Origin of the sequence: Micromonospora rubida, from assembly GCF_009908295.1 — a bacterium.
Classification (GTDB): Bacteria; Actinomycetota; Actinomycetes; order Mycobacteriales; family Micromonosporaceae; genus Micromonospora; species Micromonospora rubida.
The window spans coordinates 178,494-195,345 of the sequence record NZ_JAAALO010000002.1; the positions used below are offsets into that span (position 1 = coordinate 178,494).

General features: G+C 73.2%; 13 protein-coding genes. 7 read left to right on the forward strand and 6 right to left on the reverse strand.

Going from position 1 to position 16,852, the window contains the following annotated elements; genetic code table 11:
• Nucleotides 1–126 precede the first annotated feature (126 nt).
• From GVV04_RS05255 to GVV04_RS05275, 5 genes are all read left to right on the forward strand, one after another.
• Nucleotides 127–1,473, forward strand: coding sequence for an ABC transporter substrate-binding protein (locus GVV04_RS05255; protein ID WP_161685055.1), 1,347 nt, complete (start codon nucleotides 127–129; stop codon nucleotides 1,471–1,473).
• A gap of 70 nt (nucleotides 1,474–1,543) precedes the next feature.
• Nucleotides 1,544–2,593 carry a carbohydrate ABC transporter permease gene (locus tag GVV04_RS05260; protein ID WP_161685057.1) on the forward strand — a complete coding sequence of 350 codons (1,050 nt, stop codon included), beginning with the start codon at nucleotides 1,544–1,546 and terminating at the stop codon, nucleotides 2,591–2,593.
• 1 nt (nucleotide 2,594) lies between these two features.
• Entirely contained in the window at nucleotides 2,595–3,560 is a 966-nt protein-coding gene (locus GVV04_RS05265; protein ID WP_161685059.1) for a carbohydrate ABC transporter permease, read from the forward strand.
• 62 nt (nucleotides 3,561–3,622) lie between these two features.
• The gene (locus GVV04_RS05270) at nucleotides 3,623–4,690 is read left to right on the forward strand and encodes a LacI family DNA-binding transcriptional regulator (RefSeq protein WP_161685061.1); all 1,068 of its coding nucleotides are present in this window, start codon (nucleotides 3,623–3,625) and stop codon (nucleotides 4,688–4,690) included.
• Nucleotides 4,691–4,770: 80 nt separating this feature from the next.
• On the forward strand, nucleotides 4,771–6,447 hold the full coding sequence (locus GVV04_RS05275; protein ID WP_161686681.1) for a glycoside hydrolase family 13 protein: 1,677 nt from the start codon (nucleotides 4,771–4,773) through the stop codon (nucleotides 6,445–6,447).
• A 36-nt stretch (nucleotides 6,448–6,483) separates the two neighbouring features.
• Here GVV04_RS05275 and GVV04_RS05280 read toward each other — a convergent pair whose 3' ends face one another.
• From GVV04_RS05280 to xylA, 4 genes are all read right to left on the reverse strand, one after another.
• Entirely contained in the window at nucleotides 6,484–7,908 is a 1,425-nt protein-coding gene (locus GVV04_RS05280; RefSeq protein ID WP_161685063.1) for an MFS transporter, read from the reverse strand.
• 101 nt (nucleotides 7,909–8,009) lie between these two features.
• Complete coding sequence (locus tag GVV04_RS05285) at nucleotides 8,010–9,110, reverse strand: DUF5925 domain-containing protein (RefSeq protein WP_161685065.1); 1,101 nt, start codon at nucleotides 9,108–9,110, stop codon at nucleotides 8,010–8,012.
• 41 nt (nucleotides 9,111–9,151) lie between these two features.
• Nucleotides 9,152–10,687 (reverse strand): xylulokinase, encoded by a 1,536-nt coding sequence (locus GVV04_RS05290; protein ID WP_161685066.1) that lies wholly within the window; start codon nucleotides 10,685–10,687, stop codon nucleotides 9,152–9,154.
• Between the two features lie 10 nt (nucleotides 10,688–10,697).
• A complete protein-coding gene (gene xylA, locus GVV04_RS05295) occupies nucleotides 10,698–11,885 on the reverse strand; it encodes a xylose isomerase (RefSeq protein ID WP_161685068.1) in 1,188 nt (395 codons plus the stop codon).
• A gap of 67 nt (nucleotides 11,886–11,952) precedes the next feature.
• Between xylA and GVV04_RS05300 the strand changes: the two genes are divergently transcribed.
• Nucleotides 11,953–13,191, forward strand: a complete 1,239-nt coding sequence (locus GVV04_RS05300) for an ROK family transcriptional regulator (protein ID WP_328822220.1) — start codon at nucleotides 11,953–11,955, stop codon at nucleotides 13,189–13,191.
• 91 nt (nucleotides 13,192–13,282) lie between these two features.
• Here GVV04_RS05300 and GVV04_RS05305 read toward each other — a convergent pair whose 3' ends face one another.
• The gene (locus GVV04_RS05305; RefSeq protein WP_161685072.1) at nucleotides 13,283–13,912 is read right to left on the reverse strand and encodes a MarR family winged helix-turn-helix transcriptional regulator; all 630 of its coding nucleotides are present in this window, start codon (nucleotides 13,910–13,912) and stop codon (nucleotides 13,283–13,285) included.
• A gap of 99 nt (nucleotides 13,913–14,011) precedes the next feature.
• Between GVV04_RS05305 and GVV04_RS05310 the strand changes: the two genes are divergently transcribed.
• On the forward strand, nucleotides 14,012–15,142 hold the full coding sequence (locus tag GVV04_RS05310; protein ID WP_161685074.1) for a PP2C family protein-serine/threonine phosphatase: 1,131 nt from the start codon (nucleotides 14,012–14,014) through the stop codon (nucleotides 15,140–15,142).
• Nucleotides 15,143–15,163: 21 nt separating this feature from the next.
• On the opposite strand, the gene GVV04_RS05315 is transcribed toward GVV04_RS05310, so the two are convergent.
• Nucleotides 15,164–16,648: a sugar transferase gene (locus tag GVV04_RS05315; protein ID WP_161685076.1), complete on the reverse strand. Its 1,485-nt coding sequence runs from the start codon at nucleotides 16,646–16,648 to the stop codon at nucleotides 15,164–15,166.
• Nucleotides 16,649–16,852 lie beyond the last annotated feature (204 nt).

Consider the following 16,852-nt stretch of genomic DNA (forward strand, 5'->3'; position numbering starts at 1 on the left):
GGGATTGTTACTCGTCCGTGTCCGGCCGGGGCTGGACTCATCCCAATGCAAGCGCTTGCATATGTTGACGCCCATCGGACCGGCGCTGCGTCGAGCACGACCGCGCCGGCAAGGAAGGAGAACGGCATGGCGGTCTCTGCCAGACCACGCCAGGCTCTCGCGGTCGTTGGCGTACTGGGGCTGGCGCTCAGCGTCACTGCCTGCGGCACCGGCGACGACAAGAAGAGCGACAAAGCGGGCTCCACGGAGTGCGCGGCATACGAGAAGTACCAGGGTCACGACGGCAAGAAGGTCACGATCTACTCGTCGATCCGGGACATCGAGGCCGACCGCCTCGCCCAGTCCTGGAAGCAGTTCGAGGACTGCACCGGCATCAAGATCGACCACGAGGGCAGCGGCGAGTTCGAGGCCCAGCTCGGCATCCGGGTCGACGGCGGCAACGCGCCCGACATGGCCTTCATCCCGCAGCCCGGCCTGATCAAGCGGTTCGTCGACTCCGGCAAGCTCAAGCCGGCCAGCGCCGACACCAAGGCGATGGCCGAGCAGAACTACTCGGCCGACTGGCTGAAGTACAGCACCGTGAACAGCCAGTTCTACGGCGCCCCGCTCGGCTCGAACGTCAAGTCCTTCGTGTGGTACTCGCCGAAGACGTTCAAGGAGAAGGGCTGGACCGTCCCCACCACGTGGGACGAGCTGACGGCCCTCAGCGACAAGATCGCGGCGAGCGGCACCAAGCCGTGGTGCGCCGGCATCGAGTCCGGTGACGCCACCGGCTGGCCGGCCACCGACTGGATCGAAGACATGATGCTGCGGACGCAGACCCCCGAGGTCTACGACCAGTGGACCACCCACGGCATCCCGTTCAACGACCCGAAGGTCGCCGAGGCCCTGGACAAGGCCGGCACCATCCTCAAGAACGAGAAGTACGTCAACGGCGGCTTCGGCGGCGTGAAGAGCATCGCCACCACCTCCTTCCAGGAGGCGGGCACGCCGATCACCGCCGGCAAGTGCGCCCTGCACCGGCAGGCGTCCTTCTACGCCAACCAGTGGGCGAAGGGCACCAAGGTGGCCGAGGACGGCGACGTCTTCGCGTTCTACTTCCCGGCGATCGACCCCGCCAAGGGCAAGCCGGTCCTCGGCGGCGGCGAGTTCGTCGCGGCCTTCGCCGACCGCGCCGAGGTCCAGGCGGTGCAGACCTACCTGGCCTCCGGCGAGTACGCCAACAGCCGCGCCAAGATCGGTGACTGGGTGTCGGCGAACAACAAGCTCGAACTGGCCAACGTGCCGAACCCGGTCGACAAGCTCTCCGTCCAGATCCTCCAGGACCAGAAGACCGTGTTCCGCTTCGACGGCTCGGACCTGATGCCGGCCGCCGTCGGCGCCGGGACCTTCTGGAAGGGCATGGTCGACTGGATCAACGGCAAGGACACCGCCACGGTGCTCAAGGGCATCGAAAGCAGCTGGCCGAAGTGATCCCGGCGGTGGGCCGGCCCTCTTCAACGGGCCGGCCCACCGGCCTCATTGAGACCCCGAAGGAGGGTTGATGGAGTTCGACTTCGCCGAAGAGCAGCCGAAGCTCCTCATGCTGATGTACGGGCTGATCGCGTTCGTCGCGGTCGTCGGGGGTCTGCTGCTACTCCTCGACGCCGTGCCGTCCTGGTTCGCCCGACGCCGCGAGGCGCAGCTGGTCGCCGCCTCGGCGAGCGGGGCCCCGCTGCCCCGCCGCCCGAAGCAGCGCGAGGGCATGTTCGCGTTCTTCTTCCTGCTGCCCGCGGTGCTGCTGCTCCTCGTCGGCCTGGTCGTCCCGGCCATCCGCACCACGCTGTTGTCGTTCATGGACGGCAGCAGCGACAACTGGGTCGGCCTGCGCAACTACACCTGGATGTTCTCCGAGGACTCGATCGTCCGGGTGCTGATCAACACGCTCGTCTGGGTGCTGTTGGTGCCGCTGGTCGCCACCGCGTTCGGGCTGCTCTACGCCATCATGGTGGACAAGGCCCGGTTCGAGTCGGTGGCCAAGTCGCTGATCTTCATGCCGATGGCGATCTCGTTCGTCGGTGCCGCGATCATCTGGAAGTTCGTCTACGCCTTCCGCGGCGAGGGGCAGGAGCAGATCGGTCTGCTCAACCAGATCGTGGTGAGCCTCGGCGGTGAGCCGAAGCAGTGGCTGCTCGATTCACCGCTGAACACCCTGCTGCTGATCGTCATCATGGTCTGGATCCAGGCCGGCTTCGCCATGGTGGTGCTCTCCGCCGCGATCAAGGCCATCCCGGGCGACATCGTCGAGGCCGCCCGGCTCGACGGGGTCAGCCCGTGGCAGATGTTCTGGCAGATCACCATGCCGAGCATCCGGCCGGCGCTGATCGTCGTGGTGGTGACGCTGTCGATCGCCACGCTCAAGGTCTTCGACATCGTCCGGACCGCGACCAACGGCAACTACGACACCAGCGTCATCGCGAACGAGATGTACAACCAGTCGTTCCGGTACGGCCAGAACGGGCAGGGCTCCGCGCTGGCGGTCTTCCTCTTCGTCCTGGTGATCCCGCTCGTGATCTACCAGATCCGCAACCTGCGTCAACAGCGGGAGGGCTGAGATGACCACCACGACGCCCACGCTTCCCGCCGGGGCCCAGGCGACCGGAAAGACCGCCACGACCGCCGGGCGGGTCCGCAAGCGGCTGAACAGCCGCACCGCGACGGTGATCTCGGTCGTTATCGCGGTGGTCTGGACGATCCCGACCTTCGGCCTGCTCGTCTCCTCCGTCCGGCCCGAGGACCAGATCAAGTCCAACGGCTGGTGGACGTTCTTCACCGACCCGCAGTTCACCCTGGAGAACTACCAGGAAGTGCTGTTCGGCAGCTCGTCCTCGTCGGGGCAGCTCGCCAGCTACTTCATCAACTCGCTGGCGATCACCATCCCGTCGGTGCTGTTCCCGCTCGCGTTCGCGTCCCTGGCCGCGTACGCACTGGCGTGGATCAACTTCAAGGGCCGGGACTGGATGTACATCGCGATCTTCGCGTTGCAGATCGTCCCGCTGCAGATGGCCATCGTGCCGCTGCTGAAGTTCTTCTCCACCGGTGTCAGCCTGGGTGGGGTCACCATCATGCCCGCCTGGGACCTGGTCGACGAACAGAAGTTCGCACAGGTGTGGTTCGCGCACACCTGCTTCGCGCTTCCGTTCGCCGTCTTCCTGCTACACAACTTCATCTCGCAACTGCCCAAGGACCTGATGGAGGCGGCCCGGGTCGACGGGGCCACCCACCCGAAGATCTTCCGCACCATCGTCCTGCCGCTGATCACCCCGGCCATCGCGGCCTTCGGGATCTTCCAGTTCCTCTGGGTCTGGAACGACCTGCTGGTCGCGCTGATCTTCGCCGGGGGCGGCAACGAGACCGCGCCGCTCACCGTCCGGCTGGCCGAGATGGCCGGCACCCGGGGCAACGAGTGGCAACGGCTGACCGCCGGTGCGTTCGTCTCGATGATCGTGCCGCTGGTCGTGTTCCTGTCGCTCCAGCGGTACTTCGTGCGCGGCCTGCTCGCCGGCAGCGTCAAGGGCTGAACCGAACGACCGCCGCCGCCCGGGACCGGGCGGCGGCGGTCGGGTGCCGGAGCAGAGCAACCATGACGAATATCGATGATGTCGCCCGTCTGGCCGGCGTCTCCACGGCCACCGTCTCCCGCGCGCTGCGCGGCCTCCCGACCGTCGCCGCGGCCACCCGTCGCCGGGTGCTCGTCGCCGCCGAGCAGCTCCAGTACGCGGTCTCGCCGAGCGCGTCGCGGCTGGCCAGCGGCCGGACCGCCACCGTGGCGGTGGTGGTCCCCCGGATCACCCGCTGGTTCTTCGGCACCGTGGTCGAGGCGGTCGAGGAGACCCTCAACGAGTCCGGCTACGACCTCCTGCTCTACAACCTCGGGGGCCGGGAACGTACCCGGCAACGGGTGCTGCGCGCCACGAACCTGAACAAGCGGGTGGACGCGGTCATGCTGGTCGCCACCCCGCTGCGCCCGGCCGAACTGGCCGAGCTGACCACGCTCGACCTGCCCGGGGTGACCATCAGTTCCGGCAGCGGCGTGCCCGGCTGGCCCTGCGTACGCATCGACGACGTGGCGGCGGCGCGGACCGCCACCCGCCACCTGGTCGACCTGGGTCACCGCCGGATCGCCCACATCTCCGGCGACCCCGACGACGAGTTGGCCTTCACCGCCCACCTGGACCGCCGCCGGGGCTACCGGGAGGCGCTGCGCGCCGCAGGCGTGCCCCTGGACCCGAGCCTCGACATCGAGTCGAAGTTGACCGTCGACGGCGGCAACCTGGCCGCCACCGAGCTGCTCGCCCGGGGCGAACCGCCGACGGCGATCTTCGCCGCCTGCGACGAGATGGCGATGGGCGCGATACGCGCCCTGCGCGACGCCGGCCTGCGGGTGCCGCAGGATGTCAGCGTCATCGGCATCGACGACCACGAGATGTCCGGGGTGCTCGGGCTGAGCACGATCGCCCAGCCGGCGGCGGAACAGGGCCGGCTCGCGACGCGCATCCTGCTCGACCCGCTCGGCGGCCGGGCCCTCCCCGAGCCGGTCCGGCGGATCGTCCCCGCCCCCGGCGACACGGCCGAAACGGCGTCCGGGCCGGTGATCCTGCCCACTCGGCTCGTCGTGCGGGACTCGACCGCGCCGCCCCGGCGAGACTGAACGGATTCACCCGCCCACCGGACGGGAACATGACCGGCGGGAACACGACCGGCTACGGCGTCGACACACAGGAGAAGGCCCTGAACACCAACGCGACCCAGCAGGAACCGTCCGCCGGCCCGGCCACCGGTTGGTGGGCCGAGGCCGTCATCTACCAGATCTACCCGCGCTCGTTCGCCGACTCCGACGGCGACGGGATCGGCGACCTGCCGGGCATCACCGCCCGCCTCGACCACCTGGTCGAGCTTGGGGCGGACGCGATCTGGCTCTCGCCGTTCTATCCCTCGCCGCAGGCCGACGCCGGCTACGACGTGGCCGACTACCGGGACGTGGACCCGCTGTTCGGCCGGCTCGCCGACGCCGACCGGCTGATCGCCGAGGCCCGTGCCCGCGACCTGCGGGTGATCGTGGACCTGGTGCCCAACCACACCTCGTCGGCGCACCGCTGGTTCTCCGCGGCCCTCCCCGCCGCGCCCGGCAGCCCGGAGCGCGCCCGGTACGTCTTCCGCGACGGCCTCGGCCCCGACGGCGACCGCCCGCCGAACGACTGGCGCAGCGTCTTCGGCGGCCCGGCGTGGACCCGGGTCACCGAGCCGGACGGCCGCCCCGGCCAGTGGTACCTGCACCTGTTCGACCCCGGCCAGCCCGACCTCGACTGGGACAACCCGGAGGTCCGCGCCGAGTTCCTGGACGTGTTGCGGTTCTGGCTGGACCGTGGGGTGGACGGCTTCCGGGTCGACGTGGCGCACGGGCTGGTCAAGCAGGCCGACCTGGCGGACTGGCAGGAGCCGCAGGAGATCCTCTCCGGCAACGAGGTCGACAAGCCGCGCCCGCCCATGTGGGACCAGGACGGCGTGCACGAGATCTACCGGGACTGGCGACGCCTGCTCGACGAGTACCCCGGGGAGCGGATCCTGGTCGCCGAGGCGTGGGTGGAGCCGGCCGAGCGGCTGGCCCGGTACGTCCGGCCCGACGAGATGCACCAGGCGTTCAACTTCGAGTACCTGCTCGCCGCCTGGACCGCCCCCGCCCAGTACGCCGTGGTCACCCGCTCGCTGGAGGCCACCGACAAGGTGGGCGCCCCCACCACCTGGGTGCTGTCCAACCACGACGTCGTCCGGCACGCCTCCCGGCTCGGCCTGCCCGTCGGCACCCCCAAGCCGAACGGCATCGGCATCGGCGACCCGCAGCCGGACGCCGCGCTCGGCCTGCGCCGGGCCCGGGCGGCCAGCCTCCTGATGCTGGCCCTGCCCGGCTCCGCGTACCTCTTCCAGGGCGAGGAGCTGGGGCTGCCGGAGCACATGACGCTGCCCGACGAGGCCCGGCAGGACCCGACCTGGGAGCGCAGCGGGCACACCGAGCGGGGCCGGGACGGCTGCCGGGTGCCGATCCCGTGGGAGGCCGACGCCCCGTCGTACGGCTTCGGGCCGACCGATGCGAGCTGGCTGCCGCAGCCGCCGGTGTGGGCCGAGTACGCCCTGGACCGGCAGCGCGGGGTGCCCGGCTCGACGTACGAGCTGTACCGGACCGCGCTGCGGCTGCGCCGCGAGCACGGGCTGGGCCGGGGCACCCTGTTCTGGCTCTCCTCCGGCGACGAGGTGCTGGCCTTCCGCAACGGCGCGGTGGCCGTGCTGACCAACTTCGGCGACGCGGCGGCGCCGCTGCCGGCGGGGGCCGAGGTGCTGCACGCCAGCGCCCCGCTGACCGCCGACGGCGCGGTCCCGACCGACGTCACCGTCTGGTACCGGGCCGCCTGACAGACGTGGGCAGGGCCCCTTCCCGGGGGCCCTGCCTCACAGGCGGTCGGCGCGGGTGTGCAGCAGGTCGTGCACGGCGTCGATGTCCCGGGGCGAGGTGCGGGAGGCGAGCCAGTACATGACCCCGGTGGGGATGAAGAAGAGCTGGAACGCGGCCAGCCCGACGGCGTAGTTCAGCGGCGGCGGGAAGGCCACCCGCAGGGCGTGGAAGGCCACCCCGACCAGCCCGTTGCCGGCCGCCCGGCCGACCCCGTTGACCAGGTTGCCGAGGCTGTAGACGGTGCCCCGGTGCTCCGGCGGGTTGACGTCGGCGATCAGGGCGAACCAGTTCGGCGAGTTCGCCGAGGTGAGCGCCAGCGCCAGCACGGCGGTGAGCAGGCTCAGCCCGACCGTCGGCTCGGTGACGACGCTCGCCAGCACCGCGCCGACGATCGCGCCGGTGCCGCCGCCGTCGGGCACGTCGATGCGGATCGGCACGAAGAACAGGACCAGGTAGAACGGCAGGGCCGCGAGGATGCCCACCGCCGCGACCAGCGCCCTGCCCCGGGGGGTACGCCGCTGAAGCGCGTCGCCGACCAGGCCGCCGACGATGGAGAACACCCCGCCGAGCTGGAACAGGGTGGCGAAGACGCTGCCCACCACGACGGCCGTGGCCGCCGAGTAGCCCTGGTCCTCTGCCCGCTCGGCGAAGAGCACCGGCAGCCAGACCAGCGAGCCGAAGGCGGCCTGGGCGGTCAGGCCCTGGAGCACCAGCCACCGGTTGGTCCGGCGGTCCAGGATCCGGGGCAGGTCGGCCCGGGTGATCCGGTAGTCGTACTCGGCGCCGGTGGCGAGCGCCTCGGCCAGCTCCGGCTCGCTCTGCCCGCGCCGGATGTCGTACGTGAACAGGTACGCGCAGGTCGCGGCCAGCCCGACGACGGCGAGCAGCCAGAACGGCCGCCGCCACTCGGTCGCGCCCAGCAGCCCGCCGGCGAGCGTCCCGGCCAGGGTGCCGACGCCCTGGGACAGCCCCCAGAAGCTCATCACCAGCCCGCGCCGGCGCGGCGAGATCAGGTCGGTGACCACCGAGAAGCCGACCGAGCCGACCGCGCCGAGGCCCACCGCCGCGACGAGCTGGGCGGCCAGGAACGTCGGGTAGTTCTGGGCCAGGGCGCTGCCGCCGGTGCCGGCCGCCCAGACCAGGGTGCCGACCATCAGCAGCGGCTTGCGGTCGGTCCGGTCGCCGACGTACGCCCAGCCGACCGCCGCGACGGCGCTGACCAGGAAACTGACCGCGGTGACCAGGCCGAGCAGCCGCTGCGGCACGCCGAGCGCCCCGGAGATCGGCCCGTACAGCGGCGGGACGAGGCCGATCGCCACGTTGTCCAGGGAGGCGAGCAGCACGAAGACCACGACGCTGTAGAGCCGGTGGACCGGGCCGCCGCCGCGGGCCGCCCGGGGCCCGCTCCTGGTCGAGGTCATGTCGGGCAGCCAACCAGGCGCGGACGACGGCCCGGTGAGCGGCCCCCACCGGCGACAGCCGGCGGGTCACCCGCCCACTCCGCGAGGGCAGCCCCGTCCGGTCAGAGGTAGCCGCCGATTTCGGCGTGGACGGAGGGGGCGGTGGGAACGCCGGCACGCAACGCGTACAGCTCGGCCAGCGTCGCCCCGACGGACGGCACCCCGGCGGCGGTGCCGAGCCAGTCGGTGGCCTCCCCATACGACAGCGGGCCCACCTCGATCCGGGCCAGGCAGCGGCCGGGGCGGACCACCGCCGGGTGCAGCCGGGACAGGTCCTCGTTCGTGGTGATCGCGACGAGCACGTCCCGCCCCTGCCCGAGCAGCCCGTCGGTCAGGTTGAGCAGCCGGGACAGCGCCTGCCCGGTGGCCTGCTTCGCCTCGCTGCGAATCAGCTCGTCGCAGTCCTCCAGGATGAGCAGCCGCCACCGCCGGCCGGTGCCGCTCTCCGCGTCCTCCTCCTCGCCGACGGCGACCTCCGACAGGTACGACGTGTCGGCGAAGAGAACCTCGGGGTCGAGCACGCTGTCGACCTGGCACCACTGCCGCCACTGCCGACTCAGCGCCCGCAGGGCGGTGGTCTTCCCGGTGCCGGGCGCGCCGTGCAGCAGCACCAGCCGACCGGTGATGGCCTCCGGGGTGACCGCCATCAGCGCGTCCAGGTCGGCCCGCGCGGTCCTCGTGTAGTTGCCGCGGATCAGCGGCCATTCGGGGGCGGCGATGGACCGCAGGTCCCGCTGGGCGCCCCGGCGCGGGTTCTGGTGCCAGAAGCCGATCCGCCCGGTGTCCGGGTCCTCCGGCTCGGCGGCCCCTTCTACGATCCGGTCGAGGGCCGCCCGGCCGATCTCGTCGCTGACGGCGGTGACGGTCACCTCGGCGCCCCGCCCCTTCCAGGTCACCACCCGGGCGGTCCAGCCGTCGCCGGCCAGCAGTCGGGACCGCTGCCGGTGCTCGGTGGCGGTGCGCAGCAGCCGCCCGTCGGGCGGGGTGAGGGTCGCCTCGGGACGGACCCGGGACAGCCGCACGGTTTGTGACCAGGGGTGGCGGCCGGTGACGAAGTCTGCCAGCGCCAGCGCGTCGATCACGTCGCACGGGGTGTCCGCGTCGTCGTACTGGAGGACCGAGGGCAGGTGACGCGGGCCGTCACCGGCGGGGATGGGCAGCATCAGTCGATGATCCCCAGCCGGGCCGGCCCGCGTACAGCCCATTACGCCGATTCGACGCGGTCGAGCACCCGGTCGCGGGCGGCGGCGTAGCGCTCGCGGACGGCGGGGACGGGGTGGGCGGAGTGTTCCTCGGCGCCGGCCGGTGACCAGTCGGGCGGGGCGTCGCCGCCGAGGGCGAGCCAGGCGGCCTGGCGGGCCGCGCCGTCGGCGACGTACTCCCCCGGCGGCGGGACGACGACCGGCCGGCCGAAGACCTGCGGCGCGATGCGGCGCACCGCCGCCGAGCGGGCGCCGCCGCCGACCAGGATCACCCGGTCGACCCGGGCCCCCTGGGCCAGCAGCGCGTCGAGGCCGTCGGCGAGCGCGCAGAGCATCCCCTCGACGGCTGCCCGGGCGAGGTGGGCGGGGGTCGAGGTGGCCAGGGTCAGCCCGTGCACCGCGCCGGTGGCGGACGGCCGGTCCGGGGTCCGCTCGCCCTCCAGGTAGGGCACCACGACCAGCCCGTCCGCGCCGGGCGGCGCGGACAGCGCCAGGTCGGACAACTCGGCCAGGTTTACCCGGAGCAGGCCGGCGGCGGCGTCGAGCACCCGGGCCGCGTTGAGCGTGCAGACCAGCGGCAGGTACCGGCCGGTGGCGTCGGCGAACCCGGCCACCGCGCCGCTGGGGTCGGCGGCCGGGGCGTCGGCGACGCTGAACACCGTGCCGGAGGTGCCGATGGAGACGATCACGTCGCCGGGCCGGGCGCCGACGCCGAGCGCCGCGGCGGCGTTGTCCCCGGCCCCCGGCCCGAGCGGCACCCCGCCGGCTGCCGGGCCGGCCCCGAACGACGATCCGGCCCCGAACGGCGGACTGGCACCGGACGGCGGGCCGGCACCGGACGACGGACTGGCCGACGGCGACGAGCTGGCCAGGGCGGTCGGGTCCAGGGTGCCGGCGGCCTCGGCCGGACCGAGCACGACGGGGACCGCCAGCCGACGGCCGAAGGCGCGTTCCAGCAGGTCGAGGCGGTATTCCCCGGTGGCCGGGGACCAGTAGCCGGTGCCGCTGGCGTCGCTGCGGTCGGTGCGCAGGGCGGCCAGGCCCGGCGCGCCGGCCAGCCGCCAGGTCAGCCAGTCGTGCGGCAGGCAGACGGCGGCCACCCGGGCGGCGTTGGCCGGCTCGTGCCGGGCCAGCCAGCGCAGCTTGGTGGCGGTGAAGCTGGCCACCGGGACCGAGCCGACCGCGTCGGCCCAGAACCGGCGGCCGGCCCCGCCGCCGCCGGCCTCCTCGATCAGCTCGGCGGCGGCCCCGGCCGACCGGGTGTCGTTCCACAGCAGCGCGGGTCGCACCACCCGGCCCGCCTCGTCGAGGCACACCATGCCGTGCTGCTGCCCGGCGACGGAGATCGCGGCGACGTCGCCCAGCCCGCCGGCGGCGTCGACGGCCGACCGCAGGGCATGCCACCAGGCCGCCGGGTCGATCTCGGTGCCGTCGGGGTGCCGGGCGCGGCCCTCGCGGACCGACGCGCCGGTCTCGGCGTCACGGATCACCAGCTTGCAGGACTGGGTGGACGAGTCGAACCCGGCGACCAGGGGCACGGCGGCGACCTCAGCGGGCGCCGAGCAGGTGCTCGACGGCGAGCTGGTTGAGCCGGACGAAGCCGAAGCCCTTCGCGGCGGCGGCGTCCACGTCGTACTCCTCGAACGCGGTGCGGTCGGCGAGCAGGTCGGCGTAGCCCTCGCCGGGGGCCAGCGTCGGGGTGGCCAGGTCGGGCACCCGGCTGGCGGCCAGCGCCTCGGCCACCTCCGGGTCGGCCCGGAACGCCGCCGCCCGCTCCCGCAGCAGCAGGTAGGTGCGCATGTTCGCCGCCGCCGAGGCCCACACGCCGGTGAAGTCCTCGGTGCGGGAGGGCTTGTAGTCGAAGTGCCGGGGGCCGTCGTAGGCCGGGCCGCCGCCCGGGCCGCCGTGTTCCAGCAGGTCGACCAGGGCGAACGCGTTGAGCAGGTCGCCGTGGCCGAAGACCAGGTCCTGGTCGTACTTGATGCCGCGCTGGCCGTTGAGGTCGAGGTGGAACAGCTTGCCCTGCCAGAGTGCCTGGGCGACGCCGTGGACGTAGTTCAGCCCGGCCATCTGCTCGTGGCCGACCTCGGGGTTGAGGCCGACCAGGTCCGGACGGGCCAGGGTGGAGATGAACGCCAGCGCGTGCCCGATGGTCGGCAGCAGGATGTCGCCGCGCGGCTCGTTCGGCTTCGGCTCGATGGCGAAGCGCAGGTCGTATCCCTGGTCGACGACGTACTGGCAGAGCAGGTCGACGGCCTCGCGGTAGCGGTCCAGCGCGGAGCGGACGTCCTTGGACAGGTCGTACTCGGCACCCTCCCGGCCGCCCCACATGACGAAGGTGCGGGCGCCCAGCTCGGCGGCGAGGTCGATGTTGCGCAGCACCTTGCGCAGCGCGTACCGCCGCACGTCGCGGTCGTTGCTGGTGAATCCGCCGTCCTTGAACACGGGATGGGTGAAGAGGTTGGTGGTGACCATCGGGACGACCAGCCCGGTCGCGTCGAGCGCCCTGCGGAACCGGGTGATGCGGCCGTCGCGGGTGGCCGGGTCCGCGCCGAAGGGGATCAGGTCGTCGTCGTGGAAGGTGATCCCGTACGCGCCCAGCTCGGCGAGCTTGTGCACGGCCTCGACGGCGTCCAGCTCGGGGCGGGTGGCGTCGCCGAACGGGTCGCGGGCCTGCCAGCCCACCGTCCAGAGGCCGAAGGAGAACTTGTCGGCGGGGGTGGGACGGGACGCCATGGCGGACCTCCGGCAGCTATTTGTTCAGTGGTTGAATTATTTGACCGGCGTGTGGCAGTGTCAAGGGGTGATCCGTCCCGCCGCGCCGGCTACGGCGGTCCGCCAGGGCAGCCTGCGCGAGCTGAACCTCGCCGTGGTGCTCGGCCGGATCGCCGCCGCGCCCCGCCCACCGTCGCGGGCCGCCGTGGCCGCCGCGACCGGCCTGACCCGGGCCACCGTCTCCGCCGTGGTCGACGACCTCGTCGCCGGCCGGCTGGTGGGCGAGTCGGAGCCGGCCCCCCGCACCGGCGCCGGGCGCCCGGCCCGGGGCCTGGTGCTGGCCGGCGACGGCCCGGCCGGGCTGGGCCTGGAGATCAACGTCGACTACCTGGCCGCCTGCGTGGTCGACCTGGCCGGCGAGGTCCGGCACCACACCGTGCGCCGGGCCGACCTGCGCCCGGTCTCCCCCGCCGACGCGCTGGCCCGGCTCGTCGGGCTGGCCGCCGCCGCCCGGGCCGACGCCGAGCGGCAGGGGCTCACCCTGGCCGGGGCCGCCCTCGCGGTGCCCGGGCTGGTCGACGCGGCCGGGCTGGTCCGGCTCGCCCCGAACCTCGGCTGGCGGGACGTGCCCGTCCCCGACCTGCTCTCCGGCCATCCACCGCTGGTCGAGCCGGTCCCCGGCATCCCGGCGCTGGTGGTGGAGAACGAGGCCAACCTGGCCGCGCTGGGCGAGCTGCACGCCGGCCCGGACGGGCCGGTCAGCTTCCTGCACGTCTCCGGCGAGGTCGGCATCGGCGCCGGGATCGTCCTCGACGGCGCCCTCTTCCGGGGCGTACGCGGCTGGAGCGGCGAGATCGGTCACATCCCCGTCCGGCCGGACGGCCGACCCTGCCGGTGCGGCGGCCGGGGCTGCCTCGAACGGTACGCCGGCCAGGAGGCCGTCCTCGCCGCCGCCGGGCTGGACCGGGCGGACCTGCCGGCCGACACCGCCGCGACCCGGCTGGCCGACCTCGCGCTCGCCGAGCACCCCGCCACCCGGGCGGCCCTGGCCGAGGCGGGGCAGGCGCTCGGGATCGCGGTGGCCGGCGTGGTGAACCTGCTGGACCTCGACACCGTGGTGCTCGGCGGCGGATACGCCCTGCTCACGCCCTGGCTGCGGCCACCTGTGCTGGCCGAGGTGTCCCGGCGGGTGCTCACCGCCAAATGGTCGCCGGTGACCGTGCGTTCCTCGGCGCTCGGCCCGGAGGCCGCCGTGGTCGGCGCGGCCGGCTCCGTCGTCCGGCGGATCGTCGCCGACCCGGTCGGGTGGCTGAACCGCACCGGCTGAACTGATCTTCGCCGATGCGCGGCGGGCGCCCTCGCCCCGGGTGATCCAAGTCGCCGGCCGCGGCTGCTGCGAGCGGGGAGGCAGACCGGGGTCAGGCCGTGCGCGACCAGCCGCCCGCGGCGGCCTCGCCGGACCACCCGCTCGGGGGGTCGTCGGCCGACCGGCCGCGCGGCATTCCGCCGGGCCGGTTCCCGCTCGACCAGCCGGCCTGCGGCTCCCCCGAGGGCCAGTCACCCGGCCCGGTCGATGTCGCCCGCTCCCCCGACCGGGTCTCGGCGGACGGCTCCGCCACCGGCGGCTCCGGCGGGTGCCGGTGCCGGGCCACCTCGTCGAACTCCTGAAGGCCGGCGAGCAGCGCCTGCCGCCCCTCGGGGGTCATCCCGGCCAGGATCACGGCCAGCCGCTGCCGGCGGTCGTCCCGCAGCTCGGCGAGGAGCCATTCGGCCTCCGCGGTGAGGTGCAGGGAGATCTCCCGGCGGTCGGACCGGCCGGGCTCGCGCTCCAGCATGCCTGCGGCCACCAGCCGGTCGCAGAGCCGGCTGGCCGAGGAGAGCAGCATGTCGAGCAGCGTCGCCAGCCTGCGCAGATTGATCCCGTCGTGCTGCTCGACCACCATCACCGCGCGCAGTTGCGCCCCCGAGAGCCGGCTGGTGGTCCGCTCGCGCGCCGCCTCGAAGACCGTGAGCAGGGTGCCGGCGGCCGCATCGAGGGCGGCGGCCATACTCGCTTCTGGTCCGCGTGGACCGTGTTCTTCGGACATGGTGGGCACGAGACTACCCGGCGTCCCTGGTCGCCGGCCCTCCGAAACAGAGGAGCGACGATGATCGGTGCGGAAGACCGGGCCCGCCGGACGCTGACCGAGGCGCCGGCCGACCTGCTGGTCGACCGACTCGCCGCGGACCTCGAACGGTCGTACGGGATCACGGACGTCGAACTGCTCCAGGTCGACTACCGGCTCTCGGCGCTGCTTCCGCTCATGGAAGGTGAGCCGGTGACCGGGCCGGGACACCCGGCCTGGCGGTGCTTCGACCACCAGGAGCCGATCCTGGCCGACCGGACCGGCTACTTCCCGGTCAGCATGCGGGGGGAACGACGCGGGGTGCTGCGGGTCTTCCCGTTCCCCGAGGACCCGGCCGCCCGCGACGAGCTGCTCGGGATCGCCACCTCCCTCGGCCACGAGCTGGTGGCGGTGAACGACGGCACCGACGTGTACCGGACCGCCCGTCGCAGCCGCCGGCTCACCCTGGCCGCCGAGATGCAGTGGGAGCTGCTGCCCGGCCGGAGCCGGATCCGCCCCTCGTTCAGCCTGGCCGGGCAGCTCGAACCGGCGTACGCGGTGCGCGGCGACAGCTTCGACTGGTCCGACGACGGGAACCGGCTGTGGCTGTCGACGATCAACGGGATGGGTGAGGGGGTCGTCGCGTCCGCGCTGACCGCGCTGGCCACCCATGCCCTGCGCAACGCCCGACGGGGCGGGCTCTGCCTGGCCGACCAGGCGGCACTGGCCGACCAGGCGCTGTACGCCCTGCACCGGGGCGAGCAGCACGTCTCGGCGTTGCTACTGGAGCTGGACCTGGCCAGCGGGACGATGACGGTGGTCGACGCCGGCTCGCCCCGGCTGGTGCTGCTGCGCGGCGGCGAGGTGGTCGAGCAGCCCCTGGAGGCGCAGTTCCCGCTGGGCATGTTCGACGGGACCGACTACCAGGAGCAGCAGTTCACGCTGCGCCGCGAGGACCGGCTCTTCGTCCTCAGCGACGGCGTCGTCGAGGCGACCGGCCAGGACGTCCGGTACGGCGAGACGGCGCTGGACCGGTTCCTGCGCCGGACCGGCCCGATGGAGCCACTGGAGGCGGTCCGGTCGCTGCTCGGCGACCTGCGGGCGTTCGTCGCCGGCGACCTCATCGACGACGCGGTGGTGGTCTGCCTGGACTGGACCGGCCCCCAGCCGTGACCGGGCCCTGCCGGCGGGCGGTCAATAGGCGCCCCGGCTGCGCATCACCGCGCCGAAGGTCTTCCACATGATCGTCAGGTCGGCGGCCAGCGACCAGTTCTCCACGTAGTAGAGGTCGAGCCGGATGCCGTCCTCCCAGCTCAGGTCGGACCGGCCGCTGACCTGCCAGAGGCCGGTCATGCCGGGCTTGACCAGCAGCCGCCGGGCCACGTCGCCGTCGTAGCGGGCCACCTCGGAGGGCAGCGGCGGGCGCGGGCCGACGAGGCTCATCTGGCCGAGCAGCACGTTCATCAACTGGGGCAGCTCGTCCAGCGACCACTTGCGCAGCACCCGGCCGACCCGGGTCACCCGGGGGTCGTCGCGCATCTTGAACATCAGACCGTCGGTCTCGTTGCGGGCGGCCAGCTCGGCGAGCAGGGCGTCGGCGTTGACCACCATGGTGCGGAACTTGAACACCCCGAACTCCCGGCCGCCCTGGCCGACCCGGGTCTGCCGGAACAGCACCGGCCCCCGGCTGTCGACCTTGATGGCCAGCGCGATCACCCCCAGCAGCGGCAGGAGCAACGCCAGCGCCACGGTGGCGGCGGACCGGTCGACGAAGCCCTTGACCAGCTTGCGGGCCCCCCGGAACTCGGGGGCCTCGACGTGGATCAGGGGCAGGCCGGCGACCGGACGGGTGTGGATGCGGGGGCCGGCCACGTCGGTCAGCGCGGGCGCGACGACCAGGTCCACCCCGGTCCCCTCCAGCTGCCAGCCGAGCCGCCGCAGCCGGGTCGCGGTCAGCTCGCCGGAGGCGGTGACCGCCACGGTGTCGGCGCCGATCGCGGTGGCCGCCTGCGGGATGCCCCGGAACGAGCCGACCACCGGGACGTCGCCGAGCCGCTGCGGCACCGGCGCCAGCAGCGCGTCCGGGATGCAGGCGCCGACCACCTGGTAGCCGGCGTACGGCTCCCGGCGCAGCTGGTGCACCAGCTCCAGCACGTGCGCGGTGTCGCCGACCACCAGCACCTTGCGGGACCAGCCCCGGCCCTGGGACCGGGCCCGGTGCAGCCGCTTGCGGGCGGCGAACCGGGCCATTTCCAGGCCCAGCATGCCCACCGCGAACGAGATGGCCAGGAAGCCCCGGGAGACGCCGACGTCGGCGATGTAGCCGGCGATCGCGGTGCCGCCGGCGAGCCGAAGGCTGGCCGCGCTCACCCGGCGGTACTCGTCGGCCCCGTAGCCCAGCACCCGGTCGTCGTAGCAGCGCAGCACCTTGAGCGAGACCAGCCAGGTGAGCACGAGCGCGGGCGCCACCACGACGTACGGGATCTTCGAGCCCACCGGCTCCTCGTCGCCGAACCGGGTGACGTAGCCGACCAGCACGGCGACGGCCAGCACGGCGGTGTCCAGCACCACAAGCGTGCGGACGTACGCCCGCTCGTCGACGCGGGCCACCGGCCCGGCCCGGTGGTCACCGGGACGCGACGACGTCCTGGTGGGAGTCAACAGCGTCGTCGGCGTCACCGGACCTCCCCACTTCTGCTGAGGCCGAACCCGGTCGACGGTCGGTCATCTTCACGGGACCAGCGACGGTGGAACACGTCGACATCTTGCCTTAAAACCATGGCCACCGATCGTCTCGGACGTATTGCCGTCATTTACCTCCGAGGAGCATCCACGGAGAGACCTTCCGTCGCGCCGGGTCCACCGGCGCGACGGTCCGATCTG

Coding starts and splice junctions, on each gene's coding strand:
- GVV04_RS05255 (WP_161685055.1), top strand. CDS start 127: ATGGCGGTCTCTGCCAGACCACGCCAGGCTCTCGCGGTCGTTGGCGTA.
- GVV04_RS05260 (WP_161685057.1), top strand. CDS start 1,544: ATGGAGTTCGACTTCGCCGAAGAGCAGCCGAAGCTCCTCATGCTGATG.
- GVV04_RS05265 (WP_161685059.1), top strand. CDS start 2,595: ATGACCACCACGACGCCCACGCTTCCCGCCGGGGCCCAGGCGACCGGA.
- GVV04_RS05270 (WP_161685061.1), top strand. CDS start 3,623: ATGACGAATATCGATGATGTCGCCCGTCTGGCCGGCGTCTCCACGGCC.
- GVV04_RS05280 (WP_161685063.1), bottom strand. CDS start 7,908: ATGACCTCGACCAGGAGCGGGCCCCGGGCGGCCCGCGGCGGCGGCCCG.
- GVV04_RS05285 (WP_161685065.1), bottom strand. CDS start 9,110: ATGCTGCCCATCCCCGCCGGTGACGGCCCGCGTCACCTGCCCTCGGTC.
- xylA (WP_161685068.1), bottom strand. CDS start 11,885: ATGGCGTCCCGTCCCACCCCCGCCGACAAGTTCTCCTTCGGCCTCTGG.
- GVV04_RS05305 (WP_161685072.1), bottom strand. CDS start 13,912: ATGGCCGCCGCCCTCGATGCGGCCGCCGGCACCCTGCTCACGGTCTTC.
- GVV04_RS05310 (WP_161685074.1), top strand. CDS start 14,012: ATGATCGGTGCGGAAGACCGGGCCCGCCGGACGCTGACCGAGGCGCCG.